Source organism: Novosphingobium sp. 63-713 (genome assembly GCF_001898925.1).
Lineage (GTDB): Bacteria > Pseudomonadota > Alphaproteobacteria > Sphingomonadales > Sphingomonadaceae > Novosphingobium.
Genome location: NZ_MKVS01000047.1, coordinates 406,396 through 432,160, shown reverse-complemented (window position 1 = coordinate 432,160; position 25,765 = coordinate 406,396). Strand labels below are relative to the sequence as shown.

18 protein-coding genes are annotated in these 25,765 nt (G+C 59.0%); 6 read left to right on the top strand and 12 right to left on the bottom strand.

Features of this window, described 5'->3' with window-relative positions; translation table 11 throughout:
- Positions 1-30: 30 nt before the first annotated feature.
- Positions 31-1,878, top strand: a complete 1,848-nt coding sequence (locus tag BGP00_RS20415; RefSeq protein WP_292688570.1) for an acyltransferase family protein — start codon at positions 31-33, stop codon at positions 1,876-1,878.
- A gap of 66 nt (positions 1,879-1,944) precedes the next feature.
- Here BGP00_RS20415 and BGP00_RS20410 read toward each other — a convergent pair whose 3' ends face one another.
- The 5 genes from BGP00_RS20410 to BGP00_RS20390 form a co-directional block, all read right to left on the bottom strand.
- The gene (locus tag BGP00_RS20410) at positions 1,945-3,624 is read right to left on the bottom strand and encodes a GMC family oxidoreductase (RefSeq protein WP_292688567.1); all 1,680 of its coding nucleotides are present in this window, start codon (positions 3,622-3,624) and stop codon (positions 1,945-1,947) included.
- Between the two features lie 377 nt (positions 3,625-4,001).
- Entirely contained in the window at positions 4,002-4,760 is a 759-nt protein-coding gene (locus BGP00_RS20405) for a sugar transferase (protein WP_310012909.1), read from the bottom strand.
- Between the two features lie 574 nt (positions 4,761-5,334).
- A complete protein-coding gene (locus tag BGP00_RS20400) occupies positions 5,335-6,264 on the bottom strand; it encodes a hypothetical protein (RefSeq protein ID WP_292688565.1) in 930 nt (309 codons plus the stop codon).
- A gap of 740 nt (positions 6,265-7,004) precedes the next feature.
- Positions 7,005-7,433: a hypothetical protein gene (locus BGP00_RS20395; RefSeq protein WP_168605587.1), complete on the bottom strand. Its 429-nt coding sequence runs from the start codon at positions 7,431-7,433 to the stop codon at positions 7,005-7,007.
- Between the two features lie 50 nt (positions 7,434-7,483).
- Entirely contained in the window at positions 7,484-10,216 is a 2,733-nt protein-coding gene (locus BGP00_RS20390) for a GMC family oxidoreductase (RefSeq protein ID WP_292688562.1), read from the bottom strand.
- A gap of 391 nt (positions 10,217-10,607) precedes the next feature.
- Here BGP00_RS20390 and BGP00_RS20385 point away from each other — a divergent pair, with 391 nt between their 5' ends.
- Both BGP00_RS20385 and BGP00_RS20380 read left to right on the top strand, forming a co-directional pair.
- Positions 10,608-11,459, top strand: coding sequence for a hypothetical protein (locus tag BGP00_RS20385; RefSeq protein ID WP_290007877.1), 852 nt, complete (start codon positions 10,608-10,610; stop codon positions 11,457-11,459).
- 116 nt (positions 11,460-11,575) lie between these two features.
- The gene (locus BGP00_RS20380) at positions 11,576-13,060 is read left to right on the top strand and encodes a M48 family metalloprotease (protein WP_292688559.1); all 1,485 of its coding nucleotides are present in this window, start codon (positions 11,576-11,578) and stop codon (positions 13,058-13,060) included.
- A gap of 33 nt (positions 13,061-13,093) precedes the next feature.
- On the opposite strand, the gene BGP00_RS20375 is transcribed toward BGP00_RS20380, so the two are convergent.
- The 4 genes from BGP00_RS20375 to BGP00_RS20360 form a co-directional block, all read right to left on the bottom strand.
- Positions 13,094-13,876, bottom strand: a complete 783-nt coding sequence (locus BGP00_RS20375; RefSeq protein ID WP_292688557.1) for a glycoside hydrolase family 16 protein — start codon at positions 13,874-13,876, stop codon at positions 13,094-13,096.
- A gap of 38 nt (positions 13,877-13,914) precedes the next feature.
- Complete coding sequence (locus BGP00_RS20370) at positions 13,915-15,087, bottom strand: glycosyltransferase family 4 protein (protein WP_292688555.1); 1,173 nt, start codon at positions 15,085-15,087, stop codon at positions 13,915-13,917.
- A gap of 73 nt (positions 15,088-15,160) precedes the next feature.
- Positions 15,161-16,432: a hypothetical protein gene (locus BGP00_RS20365; protein ID WP_292688553.1), complete on the bottom strand. Its 1,272-nt coding sequence runs from the start codon at positions 16,430-16,432 to the stop codon at positions 15,161-15,163.
- Positions 16,429-17,775 carry an O-antigen ligase family protein gene (locus BGP00_RS20360; protein ID WP_292688552.1) on the bottom strand — a complete coding sequence of 449 codons (1,347 nt, stop codon included), beginning with the start codon at positions 17,773-17,775 and terminating at the stop codon, positions 16,429-16,431. Before BGP00_RS20360 ends, BGP00_RS20365 begins: the two co-directional genes overlap by 4 nt.
- Before the next feature lie 813 nt (positions 17,776-18,588).
- On the opposite strand from BGP00_RS20360, the gene BGP00_RS20355 reads away from it, so the two are divergent.
- On the top strand, positions 18,589-19,662 hold the full coding sequence (locus BGP00_RS20355) for an acyltransferase (RefSeq protein WP_292688550.1): 1,074 nt from the start codon (positions 18,589-18,591) through the stop codon (positions 19,660-19,662).
- 15 nt (positions 19,663-19,677) lie between these two features.
- A complete protein-coding gene (locus tag BGP00_RS20350; protein ID WP_292688548.1) occupies positions 19,678-20,631 on the top strand; it encodes a D-glucuronyl C5-epimerase family protein in 954 nt (317 codons plus the stop codon).
- 847 nt (positions 20,632-21,478) lie between these two features.
- Here BGP00_RS20350 and BGP00_RS20345 read toward each other — a convergent pair.
- Genes BGP00_RS20345 through BGP00_RS20335 form a run of 3 tightly spaced genes read right to left on the bottom strand, consistent with a single transcriptional unit; the run spans position 21,479 to position 24,831 of the window.
- The gene (locus BGP00_RS20345) at positions 21,479-22,267 is read right to left on the bottom strand and encodes a metallophosphoesterase family protein (RefSeq protein WP_292688546.1); all 789 of its coding nucleotides are present in this window, start codon (positions 22,265-22,267) and stop codon (positions 21,479-21,481) included.
- Positions 22,264-23,607, bottom strand: a complete 1,344-nt coding sequence (locus tag BGP00_RS20340) for a hypothetical protein (protein WP_292688544.1) — start codon at positions 23,605-23,607, stop codon at positions 22,264-22,266. Before BGP00_RS20340 ends, BGP00_RS20345 begins: the two co-directional genes overlap by 4 nt.
- 36 nt (positions 23,608-23,643) lie before the next feature.
- The gene (locus BGP00_RS20335; RefSeq protein WP_292688543.1) at positions 23,644-24,831 is read right to left on the bottom strand and encodes a glycosyltransferase; all 1,188 of its coding nucleotides are present in this window, start codon (positions 24,829-24,831) and stop codon (positions 23,644-23,646) included.
- 235 nt (positions 24,832-25,066) lie between these two features.
- Between BGP00_RS20335 and BGP00_RS20330 the strand changes: the two genes are divergently transcribed.
- Positions 25,067-25,645 (top strand): polysaccharide biosynthesis/export family protein, encoded by a 579-nt coding sequence (locus BGP00_RS20330; protein WP_292688542.1) that lies wholly within the window; start codon positions 25,067-25,069, stop codon positions 25,643-25,645.
- The last annotated feature ends 120 nt before the right edge of the window (positions 25,646-25,765 follow it).

Genomic DNA, 25,765 nt, shown 5'->3' with positions numbered 1-25,765 from the left:
ATCCGAAAGCCCATTTATTAAAGTGTAATTATGATCAGACAAGACATTCAGGTAATTCGCGCCATATCGATTATGGCGGTACTCGAATTCCACTTCAAGATGGGCTTTACAACAGGTGGATTTACGGGTGTTGACGTATTTTTCGTCATATCCGGATACCTGATATCCTCCGGCATCATGCGCAATATAGAGCAGAATGACTTCAGTTTCCTGAGGTTTTACCAGCGCCGTATCTTTCGATTGATGCCTGCATTGATGGTGACCTGTCTGCTAACGGCCATTGGTGCATGGTGGCTGTTGCTGCCTCCCGATTTCGCTGCCTTTGGCTTCAGCCTGATCAGTGCGGTTTTCGCCGCAACCAATTTCTACTTTTGGAAGCAAAGCGGCTATTTCGCGCCGGAATCGCAAAGCCAACCCCTGCTCCATCTGTGGTCTCTGGGGATTGAGGAACAATTCTATTTCCTGATGCCTGCGGCCCTTGTCCTGATCAGCCGGTGGTGCAAACCCCACCGGCTGCTGCTGATCACTCTGGCGCTTCTCGGCAGCCTGGCTGTCTGCATAGGCGCCGCCTTCATTGCGCCTGCGGCCGGGTTCTATCTCTTGCCTTGCCGCGCATGGGAACTGCTGGCCGGTGCTTTTCTGGCCGTGGTGGTCATGGATAGAGGCGGCTTGCCTGCATCACGCCTGTGGCGTGAAACAGCCGGCGCTTCCGGCTTGGCCCTGATCCTTGGCTCAATGCTGATCTTGCGGGAAACCGACGTGTTTCCAGCGTGGAACGCGATCGCGCCCTGTCTTGGGGCCGGGCTGGTCATATGGGCCGGAACCGGCACGGACCGCGCGCCCGTGGCGAACCGGGCTCTGTCATGGGCGCCCTTCCGCTTTATCGGCAACATTTCCTATTCGCTTTATCTGGTCCATTGGCCGATTGCCGCCTTTTGGGAATATCGCATGATGCGCCCTCCCACGATGGGCGAGAGTTGGGCCTTGGTGGCCATAAGCCTGATTCTGGCCAGCTTGATCTGGCAGCTTTTTGAACAACCCGGGCGCCGGAAAACCTTGCTGCCCCGAAAAAGACTGACGATCATCGTCGCTTCTGCGGCGGGTTTGGTCGCGCTGGGCCTGGGCATCGCGACCCATCGCGTTCCCCAGCGGTTTTCCGATTTTGCCCTGGCCGACAATTCCGCCCAGGGACAATGGGGCGGCGCCCACTGTTTCAATGAAAGTTTGGCGCATCCTATCGACTGGGACCGCAGGCTCTGCACCCGGACGCAAGGCAAAGCCCACCGCGTATTGTTGTGGGGGGATTCGTTTGCCGCCCATTATACGCCCGGCCTCGTCCGTGATGCGGCCAATCGAGATGCGGAAATCCTGCAATATACTTTTGCGGGCTGCCCGCCCATTCTGGCCTATAACAGTCTTTCGCGCGTGGGGTGTCAGGTGTCGAACGGCCGCGTGCCGGATATGGTCACGCAATTGCACATCGACACGGTGGTGATTGCCGCCAAATGGACCGATACGCCCAAGCGCACTCTGGACCGTTTGCATGAAACCATTGCCGCCCTTCGCGCGCGGGGGGCGAAGGTCTATGTCATCGGGCAAACTCCCGAATTCGTGGCCGATGTGCAAAGGGTCGATTATGTGGGCGGCCGACATAATGCGCCCGACGGGCAATGGCCGATTGCCTTTGATCCGGCCATCAATGCCGTACTCAAGGCGCAATCGGCTCAAGCCGGCTTTATCGACCCCCTTGCTGCGCTGTGTTCAGGCAGGCAATGCCCCTATCGTCGCGGTAAAATCTGGCTTTATGCCGATTACGGCCACTTTTCGGCCGCCGGCAGCCAATGGACGGTGGAAACCTACTTCCCCCTACGCAAGTAACAGATGCAGAAACGAAAAACGGGGCAGGCCGACAAGGCCCGCCCCGCTTGCTGCGGCGGCGACAATTCAGATCGACAGAGTCCTGCCCGGCGCCAGATACTCGGCCAACCGGAGCGACAGAGCCACAATGGTGAGCGTCGGATTGGCAAAGCTGGAAGTGGGGAAGCTGGCCGCACCGGCAATGAACAGGCCCGGCGCATCGAACACCTCGCAATTGCTGTCGCAAACGCCTTCCGCAGCGCTGTCAGCCATGCGCGCGGTGCCGATGTGATGCCCTCCGATGGGCACGATCAAATCGCGCAGCGTGGCAACATCGATGCCCTCCACATCGTAGCGAACCGTCCTGCTGGTGGCAAAGGCGGCCGAAATGGTGTGAATCGAGCGCACCAGCCTTTCGTAGTCGGCATCGGTCGTCCGCCAGTCGACCTGCACACGCGGCATGCCCAAGGCATCGCGCGTATCGCCGATCGAAATGCGGCTGAGGTAATTCGGCTCCTGTTCGGCATTGATGTCCGCCGGATAAAAGTTGCGCGGATCGGGCAACACAACCGAGGGCAGCTTGCGTTTGGCAAGTGTCCGCCGTCGCAGCCAATCGGTGCCGAATACGGCAAGTTTGGGCGCACCGCGCAGAATATTGGCGATATGCGCGCCGTAATAGGAAAGGCCCGAGGAATGGTTGGCGCGGATCTTGTGTTCAAGCGCCGTCATCTTGCGGGCATATTCGGGCACGATGAAGTTCTTCACCAGATACATGGCCGAAAGCACCGGATGGCGGTGGCGCGGGTCGACAATGCTGGGGTGTCCGGGGCGCAGCACCATGCCGCCCAAATGTTCGCGCCTTTGCGCCTCGGGCGACAGCCAGATGTAGCGGCGGCAATAGATGTCATCATGCGATTTGCCGTAATTGAGCCGCAAATCCGACGAGGGCGAGAGGAAATGCAGATGCCCCACCTCACCTTCGAGATGGCATTGATAATAGCGCCCCACCAGATCGCGCCCATTCCCGACGCCAACGGACTGGCTCTCGCGACTGGCCAACAGCAGGCGGGCGGTTTCGATGCCTCCGGCGGCCAACACAACGCGAGGGGCGGTCATTTCCACCGCGCGCCCATCCATTGAACAGCGCACGCCCCGCACGCGGTTATTGTCGTGCAGGAGGATCTGAGTGACCGGAGCGTGGGTGTAAACCGTCAGATTGGCGGCCTGTTCCATATTCTCGCGCCAGATCTTGCCGAAATGGGATGGCTTGCTGAACCTTTCGATGCGATCAAGAATCACATCTGCGCTGTCCACGCCCTTGACCATCGGTTCCTGATCGCCGGGCCAAGCCTGCGCCGCGTTGAATTCGGGCAGGCCCGCTTCGGCGATCCGCAAAGCCTGAGGCCAATGTTTGGCGACATCCCCATGCGTGATCGGCCAATGGGCCGCTTCCATCCAAGGGCGATCCTCGAAATCGATGGGATCAAAAGGGATGCATCGCCCGCCCCAGATGGCCGTTGAGCCGCCGAGCAGGCGCTGGCGATACATGTGCGTGGGGGAATGGGTTTTGGGCGAGATGGCATCGCTGGCCAGCAATTGCTGCGCCTCGGCGGAAAAGCGTTCGCCCCCGGCCTCGATCATGGCGATTTTCAAACCCGATTGCCGCAGCGAAAGCGCCAAGGTGATCCCGGCGGCCCCGGACCCGACAATGATCAGGTCGAATTCAACGTTTGCCGCCAGGTTGGCCTTGCGGGCATCGACGATCATGATCCTTGCATCTCCTGTATATGCGGGGGAGTTGATAATGATTGAAAATATTCGTTCCGGGCATGACCGAAAATAGCCTTAAAATCGGAAACGGAGCAACGATGCCAATCCGCGGCGGATTTTGAAAAATCAGCGATCGGCAGAGCCAGGCTGGGCAGATAAATTCAATTTTCGCGATTTATTGATGCGGATAAATGAAGATCAATGTCCCTGCGCACCACCGGATTTTCAAAACGGATCGAAACGGCAATCGGCATCCCGCAAGAGAGAACATGCCGCACCACAAACCGCCGGGCATGAGTGCGACAATGCCCAACGGAGCAGGCAAGCTCCGTTGGGCATTTCATGCTGCGACCAAAGTGGCGATCTGCAGAACCTTAATAGGAACCCTGCTGGCGCAGGACTGCCGGAACGGTCCGCACGATGATCATGCTGTAGAGGCGGAGGCTGCGGCTGCGCACATAGAGCACATCCATGGCAACGCGGCGGCGATAGGACGTGTCATTACGGCCCGAAACCTGCCACAGACCCGTGATACCCGGCCGCACTTCGCAATAGGCATTGAAGCGGCGGCCATAGCGGATCACTTCGCCGGCAACGATCGGGCGCGGTCCGACCCAGCTCATCGAGCCCATCAGGACGTTGAAGATCTGGGGAAGCTCATCAAGGCTGGTCTTGCGCAGAAAGCTGCCGATCGGCGTGATGCGCGGATCATTGCGCAGCTTGTGGTCCTGTTCCCACTCGGCGCGTGCGGCGGGATCCTCGCGCAGCAGCTTGGCAAGCCGCACGTCGGCATCGCAGACCATGGTGCGGAACTTGCAGCAATAGAAATCCTTGCCATTGCGCCCGATACGGCGGTGGCGGAAGATCGCCGGTCCCTTGCTGGTCAGCTTGACCAGAAGAGCCACGGCCAACATGACGGGCGCCAGCACGATCAGGGCGGCCAGCGCCAGCACAATGTCAATGGCACGCAACCAGTCCACGCCGGATCGAGGAGCGCCATCATCCTGACGCACATCGTTGGCGCCGCTGCCCCCGCGGAACTGGGCCGGGCTGCGACGGTTGGCAAACCGATCATCGATGATGACGGCGGCTTCTTGCGTCGAAACGATAGATTTCGCAGGCATTGCAACCATGAAAGGTCCCCTTTTGTGTGCAGCGCAATATAAATCACACCACCCACTCAGGTAACCCGCGAATAATCCAAAATGGCTTCAGTCAATCTGGATAATTTCTCAGACTCAACTATGGAATTTTAAGTATTATTACATACATATTTTCTGAAAAATCATTAAAAGTAGAAAATTATCACCAAACATCCGGCAAAATTTCGTACAGATGCCAACCAAGAAGCGCACGCAATCTGAGCCGTCGCTCTGGCGCCTTGAAATTCCCACCCCTGTTTCGGCTCTGCATTGTCTGGTCCGGTTTGGGGGCAATTCATCGGTTGCGCTGGCGAGAGCGCATCACCGCCGTAATTTTAGGTTAGATCAGGGCGCTGGCACGAACGAAAAATAGCACAATGCCGCACTTTTTACCAATGCGGGCGCAAAGTTTTCGCCAAATCGGCAAGATGTTTTTATAGCTGACATTTTTTCATAGGCCATATTGGCATATTATCTGATATATTTTCACCAATCAGGCCGTGCCTTTATTCAAAAATCCGGAGTCGCCCGCTGCCCTTCATCGGTTTGCAAGACGACTCCCGGATCAGGCAAATTGCCCCTTGAATGTGGCGCCAAGCGTCGCGTGCTGGCCGTCCGAAAGCTTGCAATTGATATCTGTTGTGCGATCCCACCAACATACATGGTGCAGTCGGCTGCCCAGTCCCTTCAACCACAGACCGATCAGCTCAAGGCTGGGTGCGAACACATCGGAATCAAAGCCAAGTTCGGTCAGAGCGTAGGGTTTATTTTGCGATGCAGCAAAATTCGCGCCCCATGTCAGCCCGCGCGGTTCCGGCATCAGCCATGTCGACAATGCCGAAGGGGCCAGACTGCTCGAACGCATATAGATATCCTGCGAGACGATCTCGACATATTGCGCGCCGGGCCAGCAGGACAGCGGGTCGATCTGGCGGGTGCAGACATTGGGGCACCAAATCCGCTGGAAGCGCGGAGATACGCTGCGCGCGATATTGGCGATGCGGATCCAGGCGGCGACAAATTTGGTTGGGCTGGGCAGGCCGTTGGAATCCACCGCTGCGCAATGCCAGTTGTCGGTCGTGACGTTGAATTCCCAAGGCAGACGGGCATAGATCGGCGCCCCGCCCGCAGGCGCATTGGCCAGGATCGATTTGAACACCGAGGTGTACAGATCGTCAAACTGCCCGGAATTGACGTTTTCGATCTGCCTTGGACCGGGGAAAGGCACCGACCAGATCACCGAGGACCCGAGCTGATACATCGATGCGCCAAGCGAGGAAATATAGGCAATCGATTTGGTCAGATCCGCGCCCGTGAGCGCCAGATTGAAGCAAAGCATCGTGAAATTGGGCACCCGTCCGAACCAGCCCGTGAAGAGCTTGTAATCGCTCAAAGCATATCCGGAATTGGTCCCGATAAAATTCGAACCGGTCGCGGCAAAGGCCTCGTCGCCCACCGCAGCATAAGCCAAGGCAGATGTCGGGACTGCCGACATGACCTTTAAGTACTTGCGCCTATTCATCATCATGAAATGTCCAATCTATTCTTAGAAATTTGACGATTTCACAAAATTAGATAATGGTGATTGAAGTTTATTGCATCAAATAGGGTTAATGCTCTTCACTTGGACGCACCCCGAAACCGATGCACAAAAACACCCCTTCCCCAGGCAGGGCGGCCGGAGATCAATGGAATATATCTCATATAATACAAATGTTTACTGGATATAAAAGCACTCTTTTGCGCCGATCGCCATTTTTATCCCGACCACCGTCCTACGTCCCTTGCCAGCCCCAATCGTTATCACGGCAAAGGATGTCAGCGGGTTTGAACGGAGGCAATTCGGACAAAATCGCCGTTTTACCAGCTTTGCGATTATGACTTCGGACTATATACTTATACGTAATAGGTAATTACGCTTATAAAATGCGCGATCCACCCAAGCGCACCGTCAGCGCCCACAGGATGATTGCCCCAAGGCACCCTGAACAGAATCGGCCCAATAGCGATTCCCGCAGGTCGGATATTGCCAAGGAAGAATGCGCACGCACCTCTCGGCATACCGCCGCCAAAGGCGCGCCTTCCCTGCACCATCAAACCACTGGACCAGTGTCCGAGGAGCGGCGCATCCAGCCTGCAACGCCCGAAGCAGACACGGGACCTCCTTTTCCGCAAAGGCCCCCGCGGAATCGGAAATCAGTCCTTCATGAGAAACTCTTGCTGGCGGCGCTGCGCTCAGCAGCCACCGCCAAGGCCGACCTGGAATTGCAGCTTAAGCAATTCCTTGCCCTGCGCCTCGGGCTTTGCTGTCAATTTATGCTGCTGCCCCGGAGTCAAATCCACCGGCGCCGAAGCATGGGCTGTCAGCACGCCTGTCCCCTTGCTCTCTGCCGTCTCGGATGATCGGCCAACCGGGACACCATCCAAATACAGCTTGAGCCGCACCTTGCCAAATCGCGTCCCTCGGGCGGCGATGTCGGCGCTCAGGAGGGTCCGAGTCGGCTGTTTGACGCTGACCCAGATGGAAATCGCCTTATCGTCCCCCCTTATGCTGGGGCGATCATCGGTTTCACGCCTGATGCATTGCGTGGTGTTGGCCTGCAAGGCGTTGCCATTGGTTCCGTCCTGCGCGGCGGCATCCTGAACCCAGCCCATCGCCGCCAAGGCCAAGGCCGACGCTTTCATCAAATTTGCCGGTGTGGGCATGATGTCTTTTATACTCCTGAAAGGCTTGATTCACGATGGGATGGCGCATGGACATGCGGGACGCCGCCCCCCTCGGCCTGAGGACAGGGCTGAGGCCGGCATGACTCAAGACCGCGCGCGAGATCATAAGTCGGGTGAAAGCCTGTGGATTTCATGCGGCCGGCATCATAGCGCAGCACGGCGCCAAAGCGGCGGCTTTCATCCCGCGAAGGGATGGCATCCGCCCATTCCCGCAGCCAAGCCCACAGCGCGGGCCTGCGCCTGGGCCACAGGCGGCCGACTATCAGCCTGTCGCACAACCGCACCGCCACGCGACACCGCGTTGCCCATCCCGCCATACGACGCGGCGCGCGCGGTTCGGGCAGATCAAACGCGACGCGAAGGGATTCCAGATAATGGTTCCAGCTCGGAATCTCCGGGCCGTTCACATTGTATATGGCCTCGGCGCGCGGCGGCGGAGCGTTCAGCAGATGCGTCACAAAACCGGCCAGATCCTCCACATGGATCAGATTGGCCAACCCATTGCCCCGCGCGCCCAAGGCATGCCAGCGTCCGCTGCCCATGCGGCGGACATAGGGAACGGTCCATTGCGCGCTGTCCCTGCCCCAAATGAGCGTGGGCCGCAGAATGGTCACGCCCAACCCCTTGCCCACCGCCTTGCGGCAAAGCTCCTCGGCCTCGCGCTTGGCCAATCCATAGGCCCCCTGCGGAGAGGACACGTCCGACAGTTCATCGATCAGGCCGTCCTGCCCGCTGTAGACCGCAACAGAGCTCATATGAACAACATGCCGCACCCCCGCCGCCAGCGCCGCATCCAGGACATGGGCCGTGCCTTCGATGATGACCCGCGTATCATCGGGGGCGCCGACCGCACAGTGGACCACCGCCGTCACGCCATGCATGGCCGCCGCAACACTGGCCGGATCCAGCACATCGCAGCGCAGCGCCTGCGCGGCCCCTTCAACCATGGTCCCGTTGCGCGTGCCGGCCTTGACCGTCCACCCCGCCGCCGCGAGGTGGCGCACGACCGCGCGGCCGACAAAACCGCTCGCCCCCGTTACCAGCGCCGCGCCCTTGCTTTCGCCCTCATGCGAAACATCCGCGGGCTGCAGTATCGGCTTTTCGGTCGGCAAGGATTCCAGATGATCGGCAAGGCGCAGCGCCAGCGCAAGAATGGTCAGCGTGGGGTTGGCCTGGCTGGATGTGGGCAGGACGGCACTGCTGGCCACATAGAGATTGTCGAGACCATGCACCCGGCAATCGGCATCCACCACGCCATCGGCGGGCGAGGCGGACATGCGCGCGGTGCCGCTGTGATGGCCGCCATAGGCCCCGGCCTTGAGCACGGCAGCCTCCAACGCGGCATCGTCATAGGTGAGACGGCCGGTTCCTGTGCGCTCCATCTCGCGCGCCATCAACTCATAGGACTTGCGCACCGTGGCGAAATCAAGCGGCGTGACGCGCCAGTCCACCTCCAACCGCGGCATGCCATAGGCATCGTGATCCTCGGTCAGGCGCAACCGGCTTTCCGGATTGGGGGCCTGCTCGGCGTGGAATTCCAGCGGATAGCGGCCATGGCGTGAATAAAGCGCAATGGAGGGAATGCGCCTGCTGGCCAGATAGCGCTGAACGCCCCATGTCCGGGCAAAATTGAACAGCCGGATCGGATCGCGGGCGATATTGCCGATATGGCGCATCATGACCGGCCAGGACCGGTCCGCCTCGCGCATACCCCTGCTGTATTCATACTTCACGGCAAACGCGGCCAGAAAGATCAGGGACAGCACGGCATTCCTGTGCGCCGGATCATTGGCATCGAAAATATGCAGCCGCGCGGTGAAATTCATCACCTCCAGTTCGCGCTGGGCATGTTCGGTCAACGCGATTCGGCGGCGCAGATAGATGCCTTCGCCATCGCGTTCATAATCGAAACCGATCGAGCGGGGATCGCCATGCAACTGCACCTCGCCGAAAGTGGCGGCCAGATGGCACATATAGCCGCGCCCCAGCCAGCCGCCGCCATTGCCGATGCCATCGCGCAGCACATCATTGGACGCCATCAGCAGCCGCGTGGTTTCCAGCCCGCCCATGGCCAGAACATAAGAGCCCGCGCGCACCCTGGCCTGTTTTTCGCCGCAACGCACAACCAGGTGATCGACATGCGCGCCCTGTTCGTTAAGTGCGATGCCGGTGACCGCCGCCTCGGAAAACACCTGAACATCGCTGGCCTTCAGTGCGGGGCCGTAACGGGTCCAGAAATCGGTCGGCCGACTGAAACGCTCGATCGTGGTATGCAGCCATTCTCCATCCAGCCCCGGCACGATCGGGCCGGAAGGCGTGTAATCGAAGGCGCCCCCTTCCGCCGCGGCCAAGGCGGCTGGATAATAGGGCGCCAGATCCTCATAGCCGATGGGCCATCCCGAATGGGCGACCCACGGCCGCCGGACGAAATCGATGGGATCATAGGGAATCGCCCTGCCGCCCCAGATGCGCCCCGTTCCGCCCAAAGCCCGCACCCGATAGGTATCCAGCGGCCAATGCACCGAAGGATCGGCAACGCGCCCGGCATAAAAGGCCTGCGACTCGCTCGTCTGGTGTTCGCCGCCCGCCTCCAGCAGGAGCACCTTGCGCCCGCGCCCGGCCAGCCGCGCCGCCAGTGTCAATCCGGCAGGCCCGGCCCCGGCGATGCAAACGTCCGCGTGGATCTCGCGATTGCTTTCGGTGATCTCCGGGAAACGCATAAGCACAAATACCTATCAACCAGACATGATTCTCCCGAAAACCGGGAATAGTCAATGATCGGTTTATACGACAGCCCGGCTATTTACTCCATAATTATTTATAAAAAGAATGATCCACTTAATAAATTTCATTTCCAACTTAGACATTAATCTTGTTTCGTAAATAAGTTTAAAACCAATTGCTCTATAACGGCATGCATAAAGTATTCACCACTCAATCAGGCTGCAGATTTACTTTAACAAAAACTGCCGCCGCCTACTATCATAAGTGGATGTTTCCATGCATAGCTCCAGAAGAGAATTTTTAAGATATTCATTGGCAGCCCCCATGGCGGTCGGCGGAATCAGTTCAATTCTTCCGGCTTTGTCACAACCGGCGGCGGCCGGCACAATGCCCGGCCTTGGCGGCGCGATTGTCGGCAATGACCCGTCGCTCTACCTGCGCTTTGCCGGCTGGCTGGGGCGCAAGCCTCCGCTGACCGTGCTGGCCTTCAACCAGACCAATGCCACAGAGCTTGCCAATTCGATCAACTGGATATGCCAGCAAGGGCGCCAGTTCATAGCAGATGGCGCGCGAGTCTTGTGGTCGGTGCCCTGCCCTGGTTCACGGCAATTGGAAGCCATCGCGGCCGGGACCTATGACACGCTCTATACCAACCTGTTCAAGGCCATCCTCGCGGCATCCCCGGCCGATGGCACCGGCATTCTGGTCCGCCTGCCCTGGGAATTCAATCTGTCGTGGCAGGAAAACGCCGCGATCGACAAGAATGGTCAGTTCAACAACACGCTGTTCATTCAGGCATTCCGCCGTATCGCCACAATCGCAAAGGGCGTGTCCTATCGCTTCCAGCGCATATGGTGCCCCAATGTGACCACCATGTCGCTCGATCCGATCAGCTGCTGGCCGGGCGCGCAATATGTCGAAATCATCTCGCAGGATTTCTACATGCAGGCCCGCTATAACAAGCCGGGCGATTTTGCCTGGTTCCTGAATGAAAAGCGCGGTCTTGCGTGGGCTTCCAACTTCGCCAAGAGCTACAGCAAGCCTTACGGCCTGAGCGAATGGGGCATGGACTCGGACATTTTTGTCAATGATCTCAATTCGGCGGCCTTGTGGCTGACCGGCCTGGGCACCACTCTTCATCACCAATGCTGGTGGGACCGGCTCGAGGTGATCGATTGCCGCCTGTCCGATGGCACCCACCCCCAATTGGGCGCCGCCTACAAAAATCTCTGCGTCTGAACATCGACAAGGGCGCCGTCCATCAGGACTCCATGCCAAGGCGGCGCCCCGGTTCGTGGTTGCCATGCCCATGCCCGCCGGTTTATTGCTGGTCCGACCGGGGCAGGGGGATGTGTATGAAGAAGCTGGGTTTGGTGGCTCTGATGGCTCTGACGGCGGCAACGCCTGCCATCAATCTACCCGGCCCCCAGGCTATCTCGCCCGATGACCGCGCCACGGGGGGCAAGGCGCACCCCGACATGCTTTCCGAATATGGCGGCGCCTATTCGGGCCCTCAATCCGCCATGGTGCGCCGGGTGGGGCTGAAAGTCGCCGGCCAATCGGGCATCAGCAATGTGGAGCGTGATTTCACCTTCACTCTGCTCAATTCGCCGGTCGAAAATGCCTTCGCCATCCCCGGCGGCTATGTTTACACGACGCGGGCGCTGCTCGCGCTGATGAACAACGAGGATGAACTGGCCTTTGTACTGGGCCATGAGACAGGCCATATTGCCGCGCGCCATTCGGCAAAACGCCAGCAGGTGGCCCAGCGCAGCACATTGCTGGGCGCGCTGGGCCAAGCCGTGCTGGGCAGCGTGCTGGGCGGCGGCGCCATGGGTCAGATCGGCAGCCAGATCGGTCAGGCCGGGATCAACCGGCTGGTGGTGGGCCATGTCATGGCCTATTCGCGCGGCGAGGAATTCGAGGCCGACGATCTGGGCGCGGTCTATATGCAAAAGGCCGGTTACAGCCCCGCCTATGCCTCAACCATGCTTTCCTCGCTGGCGGCGCAGACCGGGCTGGAGGCCAATCTGGCGGGCAATGCGCGCACCACGCCGGGCTGGGCCATGTCGCACCCCAACCCTGAGGCCCGCGTCACCCGCGCGCTGGCCCGCGCCAGAGAGATGGGCGTGGGCGCACCCGCCGGATCGCGGGCAAACGAGACGTTCCTGCTCTCGCTCAAGGGCATGATCTATGACGATGACCCCGAGCAGGGCGTGATAGAGGGGCAGACCTTCACCTATACGCCGGACCGCCTGCGCTTCACCGTGCCGGGCGGCTATGGCATGTCCAACGGATCGGACGCCGTCACCATATCGGCCAAGGGCAGTCAGGTCGCCGGACAGGCCCGTTTCACCGGCGCCTACAAGGGCAATCTGAACGCCGCGCTGCGGGCCGCTTTCACCGCCATCGCCAAGGATGGACAGGTAGGCGAGATCAAGGGCACACCCGGCACCATCAACGGCCTATCCACCCTGAGCGCCACCGCACGGGGCAGCAACGGGGCAACGGCCATGGACCTGACCGTGGTGGCCATCGCGGTCGCGCCGGAACGGGCCTATGCCTTCACGGTGATCCAGCCTGCCGGGCGCGGGCTTGGCGATCTGGCCCCGCTGGTCAACGGCTTTCGCCGCATCACCCCGGCAGAGGCCGCCGCGATCCGTCCGCACATTGTGGATGTCGCCCGCGTCGGCCCGGGTGACACGGTGGCCACCATGGCCGCCCGCATGGCCTATACCGACAATGCGGCGCAACGGTTTCTGGTGCTCAACGGTCTTTCCCCTGAGACAACGCGCCTGACGCCGGGCAGCATGGTCAAGCTGGTCGTGTGGAAACGATAGTGCCGCGCCCGGCCGAACGCCGGGCCCAGGCCCCTATTGCTTCAAGGACCAGGCCCGAACCGACTGGATTTGCATAGAGGCCGGAAAGCGCGTGCTCTGGTCCGGGTCGCCATCCATGACGCCGCCTACGGCCAGGTTCAGGTGGATGGCCATCGGACTGTTCGGTATGTAATTGGTGGTTTCCAGATAGCGTTGGCCATCCAGATACCAGCTCACACCGGTGGGGGACCATATCAGGCCATAGCGGTGGGGCGCGGTGAAATCCATGTTCCAGCCCAATGGATGCCACGCACAGCCGCGTTTCACCCCGAAAAGGGAATCCCCCGCCCCGCCCAACCGCGCACATGTGGCCCCCATATGGGCACCATTGGCCCAATTGTGCAGCGTACTTTGGATCACGCCAGGGTGCGAACCAAAGCCCTCCATGATATCAATCTCGCCATTCGTGGGCTTCATGAAATCGGTGCGCAGCCAGATTGCCGGCCAAAGGCCCTTGCCCGCCGGCATTCGGGCCACCACCTCGAAACAGCCGTACAGGAAGGTCTGGGTCGAATAAACCCGCGCCGAGGAAATACGGCCCCAGGCATCGCTGGTGGCCGACAGGCGCAGCCCGTCCTCACCCAGGCTCAGGTTTTGGGCGCCATAGGATTGTATTTCCCTGTTGCCGTTGATCCCCGCCTTGCGCTGGACCACTTTCCAGTTCGCCCCCAGATCGCGGCGCGCGAACGTGTCCTCAAACTGGGGCGAGGCGGCACAGGCGGAACGGAATTCATCGGGCAGAGCCTTGGCATCGGGCACCATAAGCGATCCTGCCAATAAAACGCTTCCCCAAATGCCCAGATATCGACGCTTGTTCACTGACATGAACTGTCTCCTTGAACACCGGCACGCTGCATGGCCGAAACATAGAGCTGAGCCAGACGCCCCCATCCGGCCACATCCAGAAAACGTTCCTTCAAAACGGCGGCCTGTGCCTGACGCCCGGCGCGGGGGATGGCCGCAAATGCCTTGATGGCCTGGGCGATCGCCTCCGCATCGGCAACAGGCGCCACATCGGGCCATGGCGCGTCGCCCATATCCACATTGGGCACGCCCACATTGGGCGTGCGGATCAGGGGAATGCCGTTGGAAACCGCCGTTACCGCCACCCCGCTTTGCGAATCAAAGCCGACATAGGGGCACAGCATGGCATCCACCTGCGAAAGGATTATAGGCAAATCCTCATCGGCGATAAAGCGCGCCTGGACGTCGAATCCGTGCTGGTCGTCGGGAATTTCGGCAAGGCACGCCTGCGCATAGGCCGCATCTTCGCGTCGGGGCGCACCGGCGATGCGCAATTCCACATCCAAGCCTTGTTCGCGCAATTTGCGCACGGCCCGAATCGATTCCAGCACCTGCTTGTTAGGCCGGATCGACCCGAATACCAAAAGACGCAGCGAGCGCTCCGGCCCATCCGGCGCCCGCAAATGCTCGACCGCGAAAGGGCCGTGGAAAAGCGTGACAATCCGCTTTTCGGGCACACCGGCCTCCTCGATCAGGCGGCGTGTCTGTTCGGCATTGTTGGTGACGACCAGATCAAAACGGCGATAGGCCCAGCGATAGATATAGCGTTCGAGCCAGTGCAGACGAGCCGGGAAACGCATCGTGTGCGGATAGAAATCATGGAGATTGAGGATCGCCCTGGCGCCTTTCAATTTGGCCGCGATCAGGGGAGCCAGGCTGACCGGCAATGTGGGCGTCAAATGGATGAGGAGAAAAGGCTGGCGTTTGCCCGCCCGTTTCAACACCTCCTGCCCGATCCTCAAAGAGGACCGACAGAGCGCCGCAATCTTGTCGCTGCGCCGGGAGCCAGTGGGCAAGGCCAGCCCAACCGTTTCCGACACGGCAATGCCATATTGCTGGGGCGGCGTCACAAAGGTCACGCAAAGCCCGGCTTGTTCAAGGGCATTGGCCAATTCAACCGAAAAGCGGCCCAGCCCAGAGCCTGGAACCTCCGTGGCAACCAGCAAAGGGAATGGCTTAGGCACTGCGCTTGATCTCCTGTATGGGATTGCGAAAATCCCGCTTAACCTTTGAACGTCAGCGTCATGGCAAAGCCGCTCAGGCCCTGCGCAAAGCCAGGGTGGCGAGTATGATCAAAGAGGCGGCCAATTCCGTTGCCGAACCGACGGCGATCGCGGGTCCGAAACCCCAACGGCTCCAGACGTAATAGCGCGCGCCATTGGCGAGGAAATAGCCGGTGACCGTAATCACGGTGTAGATACGGACCGCGCCGCGCGCAAAACTGAGTCGGCTGAGCATCATATTCGTGCCCTGCGCCACCAGCCAAAGCGAGTAGCTGGGAATAAGGCCCGCCAGCAGCAGGCCGTTTGATGAATGGGTCAGCCCCGCGATGAAACGGGAAAAGAGCGACAGCGAAAGGGCCACGCCGCCCAATCCCATCATCGTGAGCGAGGCGACCTTCACCAGATAGGCGCGCTGTTCACCCTCGGGGATTTTGGTCATCCGCACCATGACGACATTGGACATGGGATTTACGACCAAGCCATTGGCGGTCAGCGCGATCCTCTGCGCAAGGGAACCGGCCGAGGCGACCCCGACGCCCGATGACGAGGCAAGAAACAGAACCACCGCCTGCGTGGCCAGGAAACCCAATGTCTCGATACTGGCATAGGCCAGCATGGGCAGGAAACGCTTGCGCACCGAAAGCATCAGATCCGCCTTGGTCGCTTGATCCGGGATGGGTGCCGCGGCATGGCCCTGACTGTCATGACGAAGGGCGCGCAGGCCATAGAATGCCGCGATCAGCGCGGCGGCCGAAAAAGCCGATGTCAGCGCAATCCCCGCCGAGTGCCGGAACAGCAGGGCAGCAACTCCAAGCAGCGCGACAAACCCAAGATTGTTGGCGAACAATATGGATTGCGCCCGGATGAAACGCCCCTTTGCATTGGAAACGGTGGAGCAGAAACAAAACAGGGCAACCATCACGCAGGACATGGACATCAGCGCGAGCGAGAATGCTGAAATGCCGCTGGAGGCATTGCGGTATCCCATCGCCAGCGTCACCGCGAACATGCACGCGGCAAGAATACCGGCGCAGGCAAGCAGGAACTTCAGAGTGAGCGCGCGGCAAAGGCGCTCATCAGGGGCATCCTTGCCGTTGACCCACGCAATATAGGACGTGGCAAAGGGCCCGGTGATGAAAGTCATCAGATAGGTGGGCGTGGCCGCCAACTGATAAAAGGCGTCCGTGATGCGGGAAAAGCCGAAGCCCACGGCAATGATCAGTTCACGCAGGAAACCGATGCCCCGCGAAACGATCGTAAAACCGAAAACCCCCGCAATATGACCACGCTTTCGGCCAGAACTCATGGAGCGCCAACCTTGCGCGCGCCCGACGGCCGGCTGCGGTCCCCAGCCCCTTGCCCGCTGCGGGAACGGCGGTTGGCGGCTGGGCCGGTCTTGAGCGGGATCGCTTCGTCAAGGCGCGGAAGGCTCAGCGCCACCGTGATCATCACCACCGCGTCCAGCGCGCCTTCGGCATAGGAAAATAGGCCCGAGATTTCGAACATCCCGCGCAGCAGCATGAAGAGCAATGCGATCAGAACAATCAGGCGGCGCTGAAACGGCACCTTGCCACCGGCATAGATCGCAGCGGCAAACAGCAGGGTATAGGAAAGAAACAGCCCCAGAAAACCCACCGCGCCGCGCTCGGTCAGGATATTGAGCCAGGTGTTATGGACCCCGCCGCCCTGAAGCGAATACAACGCCGTGCGCTCCCAATAGATGGTCATATGCGCCTGCGACAGGTTCGAACGAATTACATCCGTATAGGTGCGGACGCCGGTGCCAAACAGGGGGTTTTGCCAGAAGCTGGCCATCGCGATCTGCCAGAGGGCTGCGCGCCCGGCCAGTGCCTCGGCAGCCTTTGAATGGGCAATGTTCTGGATTTGCGAGAGGAATATCGCCAGCACCAAGGCCCACGACCCCGCCGCAAACATCCATGTGCGCAGCAAAGAACGGTCAAACAATTCCCTGGGCCGCCAGGTGGCCAGCGCCCATGCGCCGCCCGCCGCGAGGATCAAGGCCGCCACGGGCGCGCGGGCCGTGAGGAAGAACGAACTGATGGCCAGCAGGACCGCCGTTGCGATCAGGACACGGCGGTTCATCAGTTCATCACGAAAGCATCCCAGCACCGCAACAAGACCTGCGAAGCAAATCGCATTCGAGCCAAAACCGGCCTGATAGCTCTGCGCCTTCAATTCGCGCGCAGCCTTGAAAGACCAGCCATGGGAAAGAACCGGCAGCGTTTCAACCAACGAGGCCGCCAATGCCAGCATGGCGCAGGTTATCAGCGTCCAGAAGCACATGCGGCGGATGGGATGATTGTACGAACTGCCGAAAACCAGAGCGCCAAGGCCGACGATGAAAGCCTGCTTGAACAGGTCCGCAAGAGAGGCGAGGTCGCGGTGCGCCAGCAGGCTGATCGCGGTCACGGCAAGCCATGGTGAAAAGATCACGGCAAAACGAACCATGTCCTGCCGATTGGGGGACATGGCCAAACAGGCGATCATCAGCAGGACAATGCCCAGGCGCCAGATGGCCCCGGACAATGTTTCCTGAATTCCCATGGTCTGCACAACAAGGCTGCCCACAAGCATCAGGCCGATGAAGATTCCGAAGAGGGATTCGGGCGCAAAAGGTTTTGAACGCATCCGGCCGCGCGTGGCGGGCCCCGAACCCGATGGCAATGGTAGGGCATCAGCGGTTCGCCGGGAATTCTGCAAAGCCATTGGTTCCACCTTAATTTTATCCCGAAGCGAGTCTTTTCGACGCCTGGAACAGCCCAACAAACCGCCGGCACCCCTGCATATCCGAAGGGCAGTTCTCGGATATGCATGCCCCGCCATGGCCACTCGGCAATTCTGCAAGAACCTTGAATGCAGTGAGCTTCCGAATGTCGACCCGATATGTCGCTGCAATGCAAAAGAGGCCCTTGATTGGTGCAAGGTAATACCCCCACCCATTCAATTTAAGAATACCCCCCACCGACCTATCTTATCCGATTTGGGCTAAATTGGTGCATCCGGCGTTCCATCGGGGACTGTCCGAGACGCAGGGAATTGGGGGACAATCGCGCCATATGGACCGGAAAATTCATCCCAAGACATAAGCAGCCGAAATGAATTCAAGAACATCGCGACAAGGGGGCGGAATCATGCCGCATAGCGCAGAGCCGGGCCGAGGGCGCGCAGCCCACGCCGCTGGGACACGCTTCTGCCAAGGTTTCGATGCAAGCAGCCCATGCTGCGATGCAGCACAGCCTCTCGACAACAGGCCTTTCACGCCCGGCGCCAACGCATTTCTAGATCAGATATCGATCCATCAGCGTTCCGGTTTTCCGGCCACGCAAGCTAAAGGGGTGGGAAGAACACGCCGCCACAATCGGAAAACCTTCACCCGGTCGGACGGCCACAGGGCGCTTTTTCTATTCCACCCGGCATCCCGAAGTTTCACTGGGAATTTACATGAACAAGAATCTCTCGGTCTATATCGATTTTCTTCGAACCATTGCCGCCATGGGAGTTTTTCTTGGTCATGCGCGTGGCTGGATGTTGCCGGGTATGCCCGTTCTGATCGGGGCCCAGGCTTCACAATGCGTGGCAGTGTTTTTTGTTCTTTCAGGTTTCGTGATTGCTTTTGTGACCGACGGCAAGGAAGTGCATTGGCAAACCTATGCCCGTGCGCGTGCTCTGCGCATGTATTCGGTCACGCTTCTGGCCTTGCTGGTCGGCATCGCCTGCGATTCCATCGGATACGGCATCGCACCCGAACTTTACACCCGGCTTGAGGATTTCAAGACATCGGCAAACTTTGTCGATTACTTCACCTACTTCACATTCACCAATCAGGTTTGGTGGAACAATCGCTGGATCGGGTCCAATCAGGCTTTCTGGTCGCTCGGGTACGAGGTCCCCTACTATTTTCTGTTTGGCTTGGCCGTGTTTCTGAAAGGGTGGCCTCGGCGGATCGGCTTGGCGTTGGCCTGCGTGGCCATTGGGCCTCGGGTTGTTGCCTATGCGCCCCTATGGCTCCTTGGTGTCGGCACCTATTCCTATATCAAACAGCGCGAGCGGACAGGCGCCGCCGCGCGGCGCCGTTTCGGCGGCGCCCTGATTGCGGCCAGTCTGATCCTTTATTGCGCCGTTCGATTTGTTCTGCTGCGCAAGGTGGACAACATATTCTATGCTAATGGCCTCATGCCTTTTGCGCGATCATGGGTGCATTTCCATCTGATCGGCATTGCCATTGCGATGAACATCATTGGTTTCCACGCCTTCGCCGGAGAACGCAAGTTCTGGCCCGAATGGCTGACAAGAGCCATCCGCTGGATAGCCGGGGGCAGCTTCACACTCTATCTGGTCCATTTTCCGCTAATGATGCTCAGCCTGGCCCTGTTTCCGGCCATTATGCGTCAGCCGGTGCTGGCCGTTCTCGATATGGTGCTTGTACTTGTTGCCGCCTTCGCTCTGGCTGAACTGGGCGAGCGCCGGAAAAAGCAATTGCAGCGCCTGTTTCCCCTCAACCACAGTCACCTCTAAATCAGGAGCTTCATCTTGCTTTTGAAACTGCGCCGTTACGCCATGCGCCTGAAAAAGTGGTCACGCTATGCGATGGGCAACAGCTATCAACACGTGCCGCAGGGGATCGGCCGGGCCTTTGCCCCGGGCAAGCTGGAAGGCTATTACAATGACCTGACCGGCAAAGCGCGCTGGACCGGCAACACGGGGCGCCACGGTGTGCCCACGGTCAAGACCGATACAAACCCGGCCTATGAAATGCCGATCGTGATTTTTCAATGGGCCTTGGGCAATTGGGACAGCGCCCTCTTGGGAGAAATCAGCGATGGCCGCGACCGGCTGATGGCCGCCGCGCGCTGGGCCCACGAAAATACGGACGAGAAGGGAGGGTGGGAATGCTGGCGCGATTTGCAACGCCCGACCATTTCCTATTACTCCGCCATGGCCCAGGGCGAAGGCCTGTCGGTGCTGGCCCGCGCCGCCCTGATCGATCCGGATGGCCCGTGGCTGGCCACCGCAAAGCGCGCGTATGATTTCCTGCTGAACTCCGGCCGCGAAGGGCTGACAAGGCAATTTGGCGATATTGTCGCCTTGGAAGAATATCCAGGTGACAGCTTTCCCAGCGTACTCAATGGGTGGATCTTTTCGCTCGTCGGCATCTATGATCTGGGTATTATTTCCGGCGACGAAGGCATTCAGGCCAAGGCCAAGGATCTCGCCGGGAGCGTTTCCAAAGCCCTTCCCCTTTACGACACGGGATATTGGTCGACCTATGATATAGGCAAGAATATCACCAGCCCGTTTTATCACGATTTGCACGTGGCCCAGCTGCGGGCTCTGGCGATGCTGTTTCCCGCACAGGCCGATAATTTCAATCGGACGGCCGACCGGTTTGAAGCCTACAGCAAGAAGCGGATCAATCGCGCAAGGGCAATTGTCGTCAAGATCTGTCAGAAACTGGCCCAACCGCAAGTGGGCGAGATGGAATGACGAACCGCTAGACGCCATTCCGATGTCCAGCAGTCTATAAGGATGGAATTATTGCTGCGCCGCCACGACCTGAACACAGCGTGGCGGCACGCGCACTGCAGATAGGCGGTATAGGACAGGTCTGCATTGTTCAGACTGTTCGATAGGACGTGAACGGCTTGAACAAGCGCGCAAGCTGGCGATGCGACAAAGAAAGCATGTCCATTTCAGCGTAAAATCCCCGTGACGCTTTCCATTTATGGAATTTCATTAACCGGATTTTGGAAGGCATCTGTTAAGCATATATTGCGCCCATACCGAATGGCGTGGAGGCTCCGTCCTATTAGAAATGAGAGCGTGTTGGCCACCCTCACACCGTGACGATATTCGACGGACCAGAAATTTATAAATTAATACAATAGCCTGAAAAAATTACGATCGGAATTGCCCCATAATGCGGCGCAAATCCGCCTCCGCTTCACTCAAACTCCATACCGTCCGATCGCAGAGAAGCGGGCCAAAATCAAAGCATCCATCTCCGATCTTTGCCCGAAGGAATACCCAATCCCTTCGTTAAGACTATCTCCAACCAATTCGCGCAGAAGTGTCCTAAGCCCAGCAAGCAAAGGTTAAGCGATGCGCCCGAACATGAAAGTCACGGCCCCTGCCCCACAGGCGCGCCCTTGCGATGCATCGCCGGTTCAAGACAGGCCGGAGGGCCGCCCCCGGTTGTTTCTGTTTCCCTTGAGGGACGACCCAATGGCCCATATCAAGCCTTGGCCGACGCCCATGCGGATTGCATTTCTGGGCGCATGCACGTTGCTGGGCTGGTCGGCTCCAGTCTATCTCTGGCTTTCGCGTTAATTGTTCAAACGCGCACAACGTCTCCTGCCGCCATGGCCGAAGTCAATATGGCCGGTGATCCGCCATCAAGACGTGCGGCGCTGAGCATACCCGTCATATAGGCCCCCGTGTCCAGATTGAGGCGCCCGGCCTGCAGGTCGCTCCGCTCAACAGGCGTATGACCATGCACGACGAAATGGTCGAAGTCATATTCGGCGTTCAGGAATTCCTTGCGGATGCCCAAAAGATCGCCCCTCGCCTGTTGATCAAGCGGAACGCCGGGGCGGATACCGGCGTGGACGAAGAGCGTCTTTCCATAAAGGACAAACAATTCCATGCTCTTGAGCAGAGCCAGATGGGACGACGGCACAGCTGCGGCGAAAGCTTCACGCGCCGCGTTCCATCCGTCAACATCATGGTCATTGGTTGGCACCGTCACGCCATAGGATTCCATGGTGGTCCGCCCGCCATAGCGCGCCCAGCCCCGCCCCGAGGTTTCGCCCGCCAGAAAATCAAGCATGGCTTCTTCGTGATTGCCCAGCAGCAGCCGTAATTCGAACGGGCCTTGGACACCCAATCGCACCAGACGATCCAGAACCTGCGGCGATTGACGGCCACGATCAATATAATCGCCCAGCATGACCAGAACCGGCGGATCGGGATATTCCGCAACTCTGGATTGCAGATCATCGCCGATCCGGTCCAGCACGCGGGCCAGAAGATCATCGCGCCCGTGGACATCGCCAATCGCATAGATCAGCCGACCGCCCGTGTCCGGCAGACCGGATTCGGTTGAGGAGGGCTCGAAAATCATCCGTCATTTTCTCCGTTTCTGGTCGATTTGTGGGGTGGCGCTGTCGTGTTGCCGCCCCTTTCGCCGCCCCGTCTGGATCGCTCGATCAGGATCATGCTGGACAACAGGCAGGTGATGGGATTCACCGCCGTCAGCAGGGCGCCTTCGAACGTATACCAGATGACCAGCACAATGGCGAGCCGCAGGTGCGGCGGACGGTCGAACATGGAATACAGGAAGTAGGCGTAGAACAGCAGGCCGGGCAGAAGGCCATATTCCACGATTGCCTTGGCAATGGGCCAGAATTGGTGGTTGTTCACCTTCTCAATCTGGCCCGCACCAATACCGCTGTAGAATGAGCCGGTGCGGTCGAGGGATTGCATGATGCGGTCAAACGGTTCGATGAAGCGGTGATTGGCGCTGCCACCCGCTTTATGGAATTCCGTGACGCGCCCGCCGACCATATCGATCCAGCCCAGATGAGCCGCCAAACCGGCCACCATCAGCAACACCAGGGTCACCAGCAGCGCATTGCGCAGCGGCATACGCCCCATCACCAAAGGCAGCGAGACCAGCAACAGCAAGAGCCCGGTTCCCGCAAAGGTGGCAAACAGGGCGGCGGAGAAATAGACGATCCGCTTGACCCGGCGGAAGATCAGGATTTCGATCAGCAGCGCCAGCGCGATATATTGCGAAAGGAACGACACTTCGAGGAAGACGAAGGCCTGCGGCTTGTTCAGGCGCGCTCCCCAGGCAATGGGTTGCAGATAGGTGAAATTGGGAACCAGCATCCCCTCCGGCAGCAATTTATAAGGATTGGGCCAGCTCTGTGGCCCGGCCACCAATTGCATGGCATGCTGAAGGAATTCCAATCCCGCCAACGCGATCATCAACACGCTGAACATGTCGAGGCAGCGCCGGAAATTGGCCTCCGTTGTCTGGAACGAAAAGATGAACGGCGTATAGAGCGCCACCAGCAAGGCAAGGCTGGCAATCGAATAAGTGTCGGCAAAGATCGATGTGGAAAGACCCACCGTCGCCACAAAAAGAAAATAGAGGACCAGCCGCCAGGGGTTGATCTTGGGCGGAACGAACCAGCACAAGACCGCGAGGCTGATGAAAGAGACCGGAATGGCCAGCGGAATAACGGCGTCATCCGTGATCGGCAGCCCGATGCATTGGAACACCGTCACCGACACGGCAATTATCGAAAAGGCGATGAATATGGCCCGGTCGCGCAGGCGGGCCTGTTCATCGCCCGTGCTGCGCGGGGCCTGTTTGGCGAAAGGTTGCGCGGTCAAACCCAGCGCGGCCCGGCGCGCCTCCAGTTTGGCGTCGAAGTCAGAGCTGCCATCAACCATAGGGTGTCAGATCCTTTATGACGAGATACGAACGGATCAACGGGCGCTTTGCTCGTCAGGCGAAGGTTCGGCCCTCACCGAATTCGCCGGCAACCAAATCGTATAAGTCTTGCTTGTGAAGATTGCCTCTGAAATGCCCGAAGCCACCCCAAAAAGGCTGTATGCGATCGATAAAATCATCGATGCCGGCTTAAATTTCAGCAGGTATGCTATGTAAATTGCCAAAATTCCGCCCAATGTGAGAAACCCAACTTTCTCAAAACCAATCAAAATAGCCAGTATCCAAAGAATGGAAAGCCCTGTGATCATGACGAATAGGGGCATGAACCATTTGAGCACACGATGGGAAATATAGCTGTAAAGGCGGAGCGAAGACATTTTGCGCAACTGCGGCCACAAGGTACGGTGCACGTTCCATGCCTGACAGGCGATACGCCGCTTGCGGTTGAACTCTTCGCCCGCCAAGGCCGCCGAACGTTCGTAAACCACCACCGAATCCACCGAAATGATGCGCTTCTCGGCAATCAGGACGCCCAGACTGACATACAGATCGTCGATCAGATGCGGCGGCGGGGCCTGATACAGCGAACGGCGGATCATGAACATCGCGCCGTCGACCCCCACCAGACCAACTGTCTGACTTTCGATGCGCTTGATCGCCTCCTCGATCTCCCAATAGGCCGCGCCGCTCTTGCTGGTGACGGATTCCTCGGAGTTGTTGTAGCGCAACCGGGCGCTGGTCAGCCCGACGGAGGGATCGCGGAACGGTGCTGACAATCCGACAAGAGCCTCATCGCCCGAAACCACATTGGCGTCGGTGAACATCAGCAGGTCGCTGTCGGTCTGGGAAACAAGATGGGTCATGCCCCAGGTCTTGCCGCGCCGTTCCTTGGACAGGACGATGTTGGCACGGTCCTGATAAGCCGCAAGGATCTGGGGCGTGGAATCACTCGCGCCATCCACAAAGACATTGACCGAAACGGCGCCCGGATAGGCCGCCGCCATCGCCAAAAGTGAGTCCATTTTGACCGCAATTACCCGCTCTTCGTTAAAAACGGACATGCAAATGGCCACCGAAGGCACCCGATCCCCCGTCCTCTTCTGTTGATCCCCATCGGGCAGGGGCTGCTTGCGGGCGAGCAGGAGACTCAGGGGGTAGGTAATGAACGGATGTATCCCAAGGAGTATTGAGGCAGCCGCTATGATAAAGGCAGTGATCAGCACCCTGAGTTCACCTCGATAAAGGATGGTCCTGAACAGCGGCTCAGCACAGCATTCAGACCGGTGGCCCAATTTACGGCACAAACCCAGCCCAGGACAAACATCGCATCATCCATGTTCGATCTATAATCGAAACCGGCATCGGCATTTTGTGATAGGTGATGTCCACATGTCCGAAATGCGGCCCATCCCCTAACGCACTCTGCACAGTGCTTTTGCAAAAGGTGACGGTAATTCCATGCGTAGAAACAGTAATCGTCCGCGCGCCAAAATCGCGATTGCTCTGGCCATTGGTACAAGTCTGCTCTGGCAGGCTCCGGCCCATGCAGAAACTTCGTTGCCACAATCCGCTTCTCTGCAGGATTACCACCTTGGCCCCAATGACCGGATTTCGCTTTCGGTCTATGGCGAAGACGAAATTTCGCGGGAATATGTGATCAGCCCGACCGGCATGATCTCGGTGCCCCTGATCGGCGAGGTCGAGGCCAAGGGCCTGACGGTCGAGCAGTTGCGCGGCGAAATTCAGCGGCGCCTTGCCGCAGGCTTTGTAAACAATCCGACGATCTCGCTCATGATCACCGGATATCGCAACTTCTATATCCTGGGTGAAGTGGGGCGGCCGGGTGAATATGCCTATACCGTCGGGCTGACCGTGACCCAGGCGGTGGCCGAGGCAGCGGGGTTCACCTATCGCGCGGCCAAGCGCTATGTCTATATCCGGCACGAGGGCGAGACCGAGGAAAAGAAGGTCCAGCTGTCGCCCGACATGAAGGTCCTGCCCGGTGACACCATCCGCTTTGGCGAGCGCTATTTTTGAGCGACGCAGAGCGATCCGGCCCTTGGCTTAGAGCAGCGACTGAGAGCGAAATGAAAGACAGCCAGCCCCATCGGGCACGATTCCGTCCGCACTGGATGGGTTTTGGAGCGACTGTTCTGG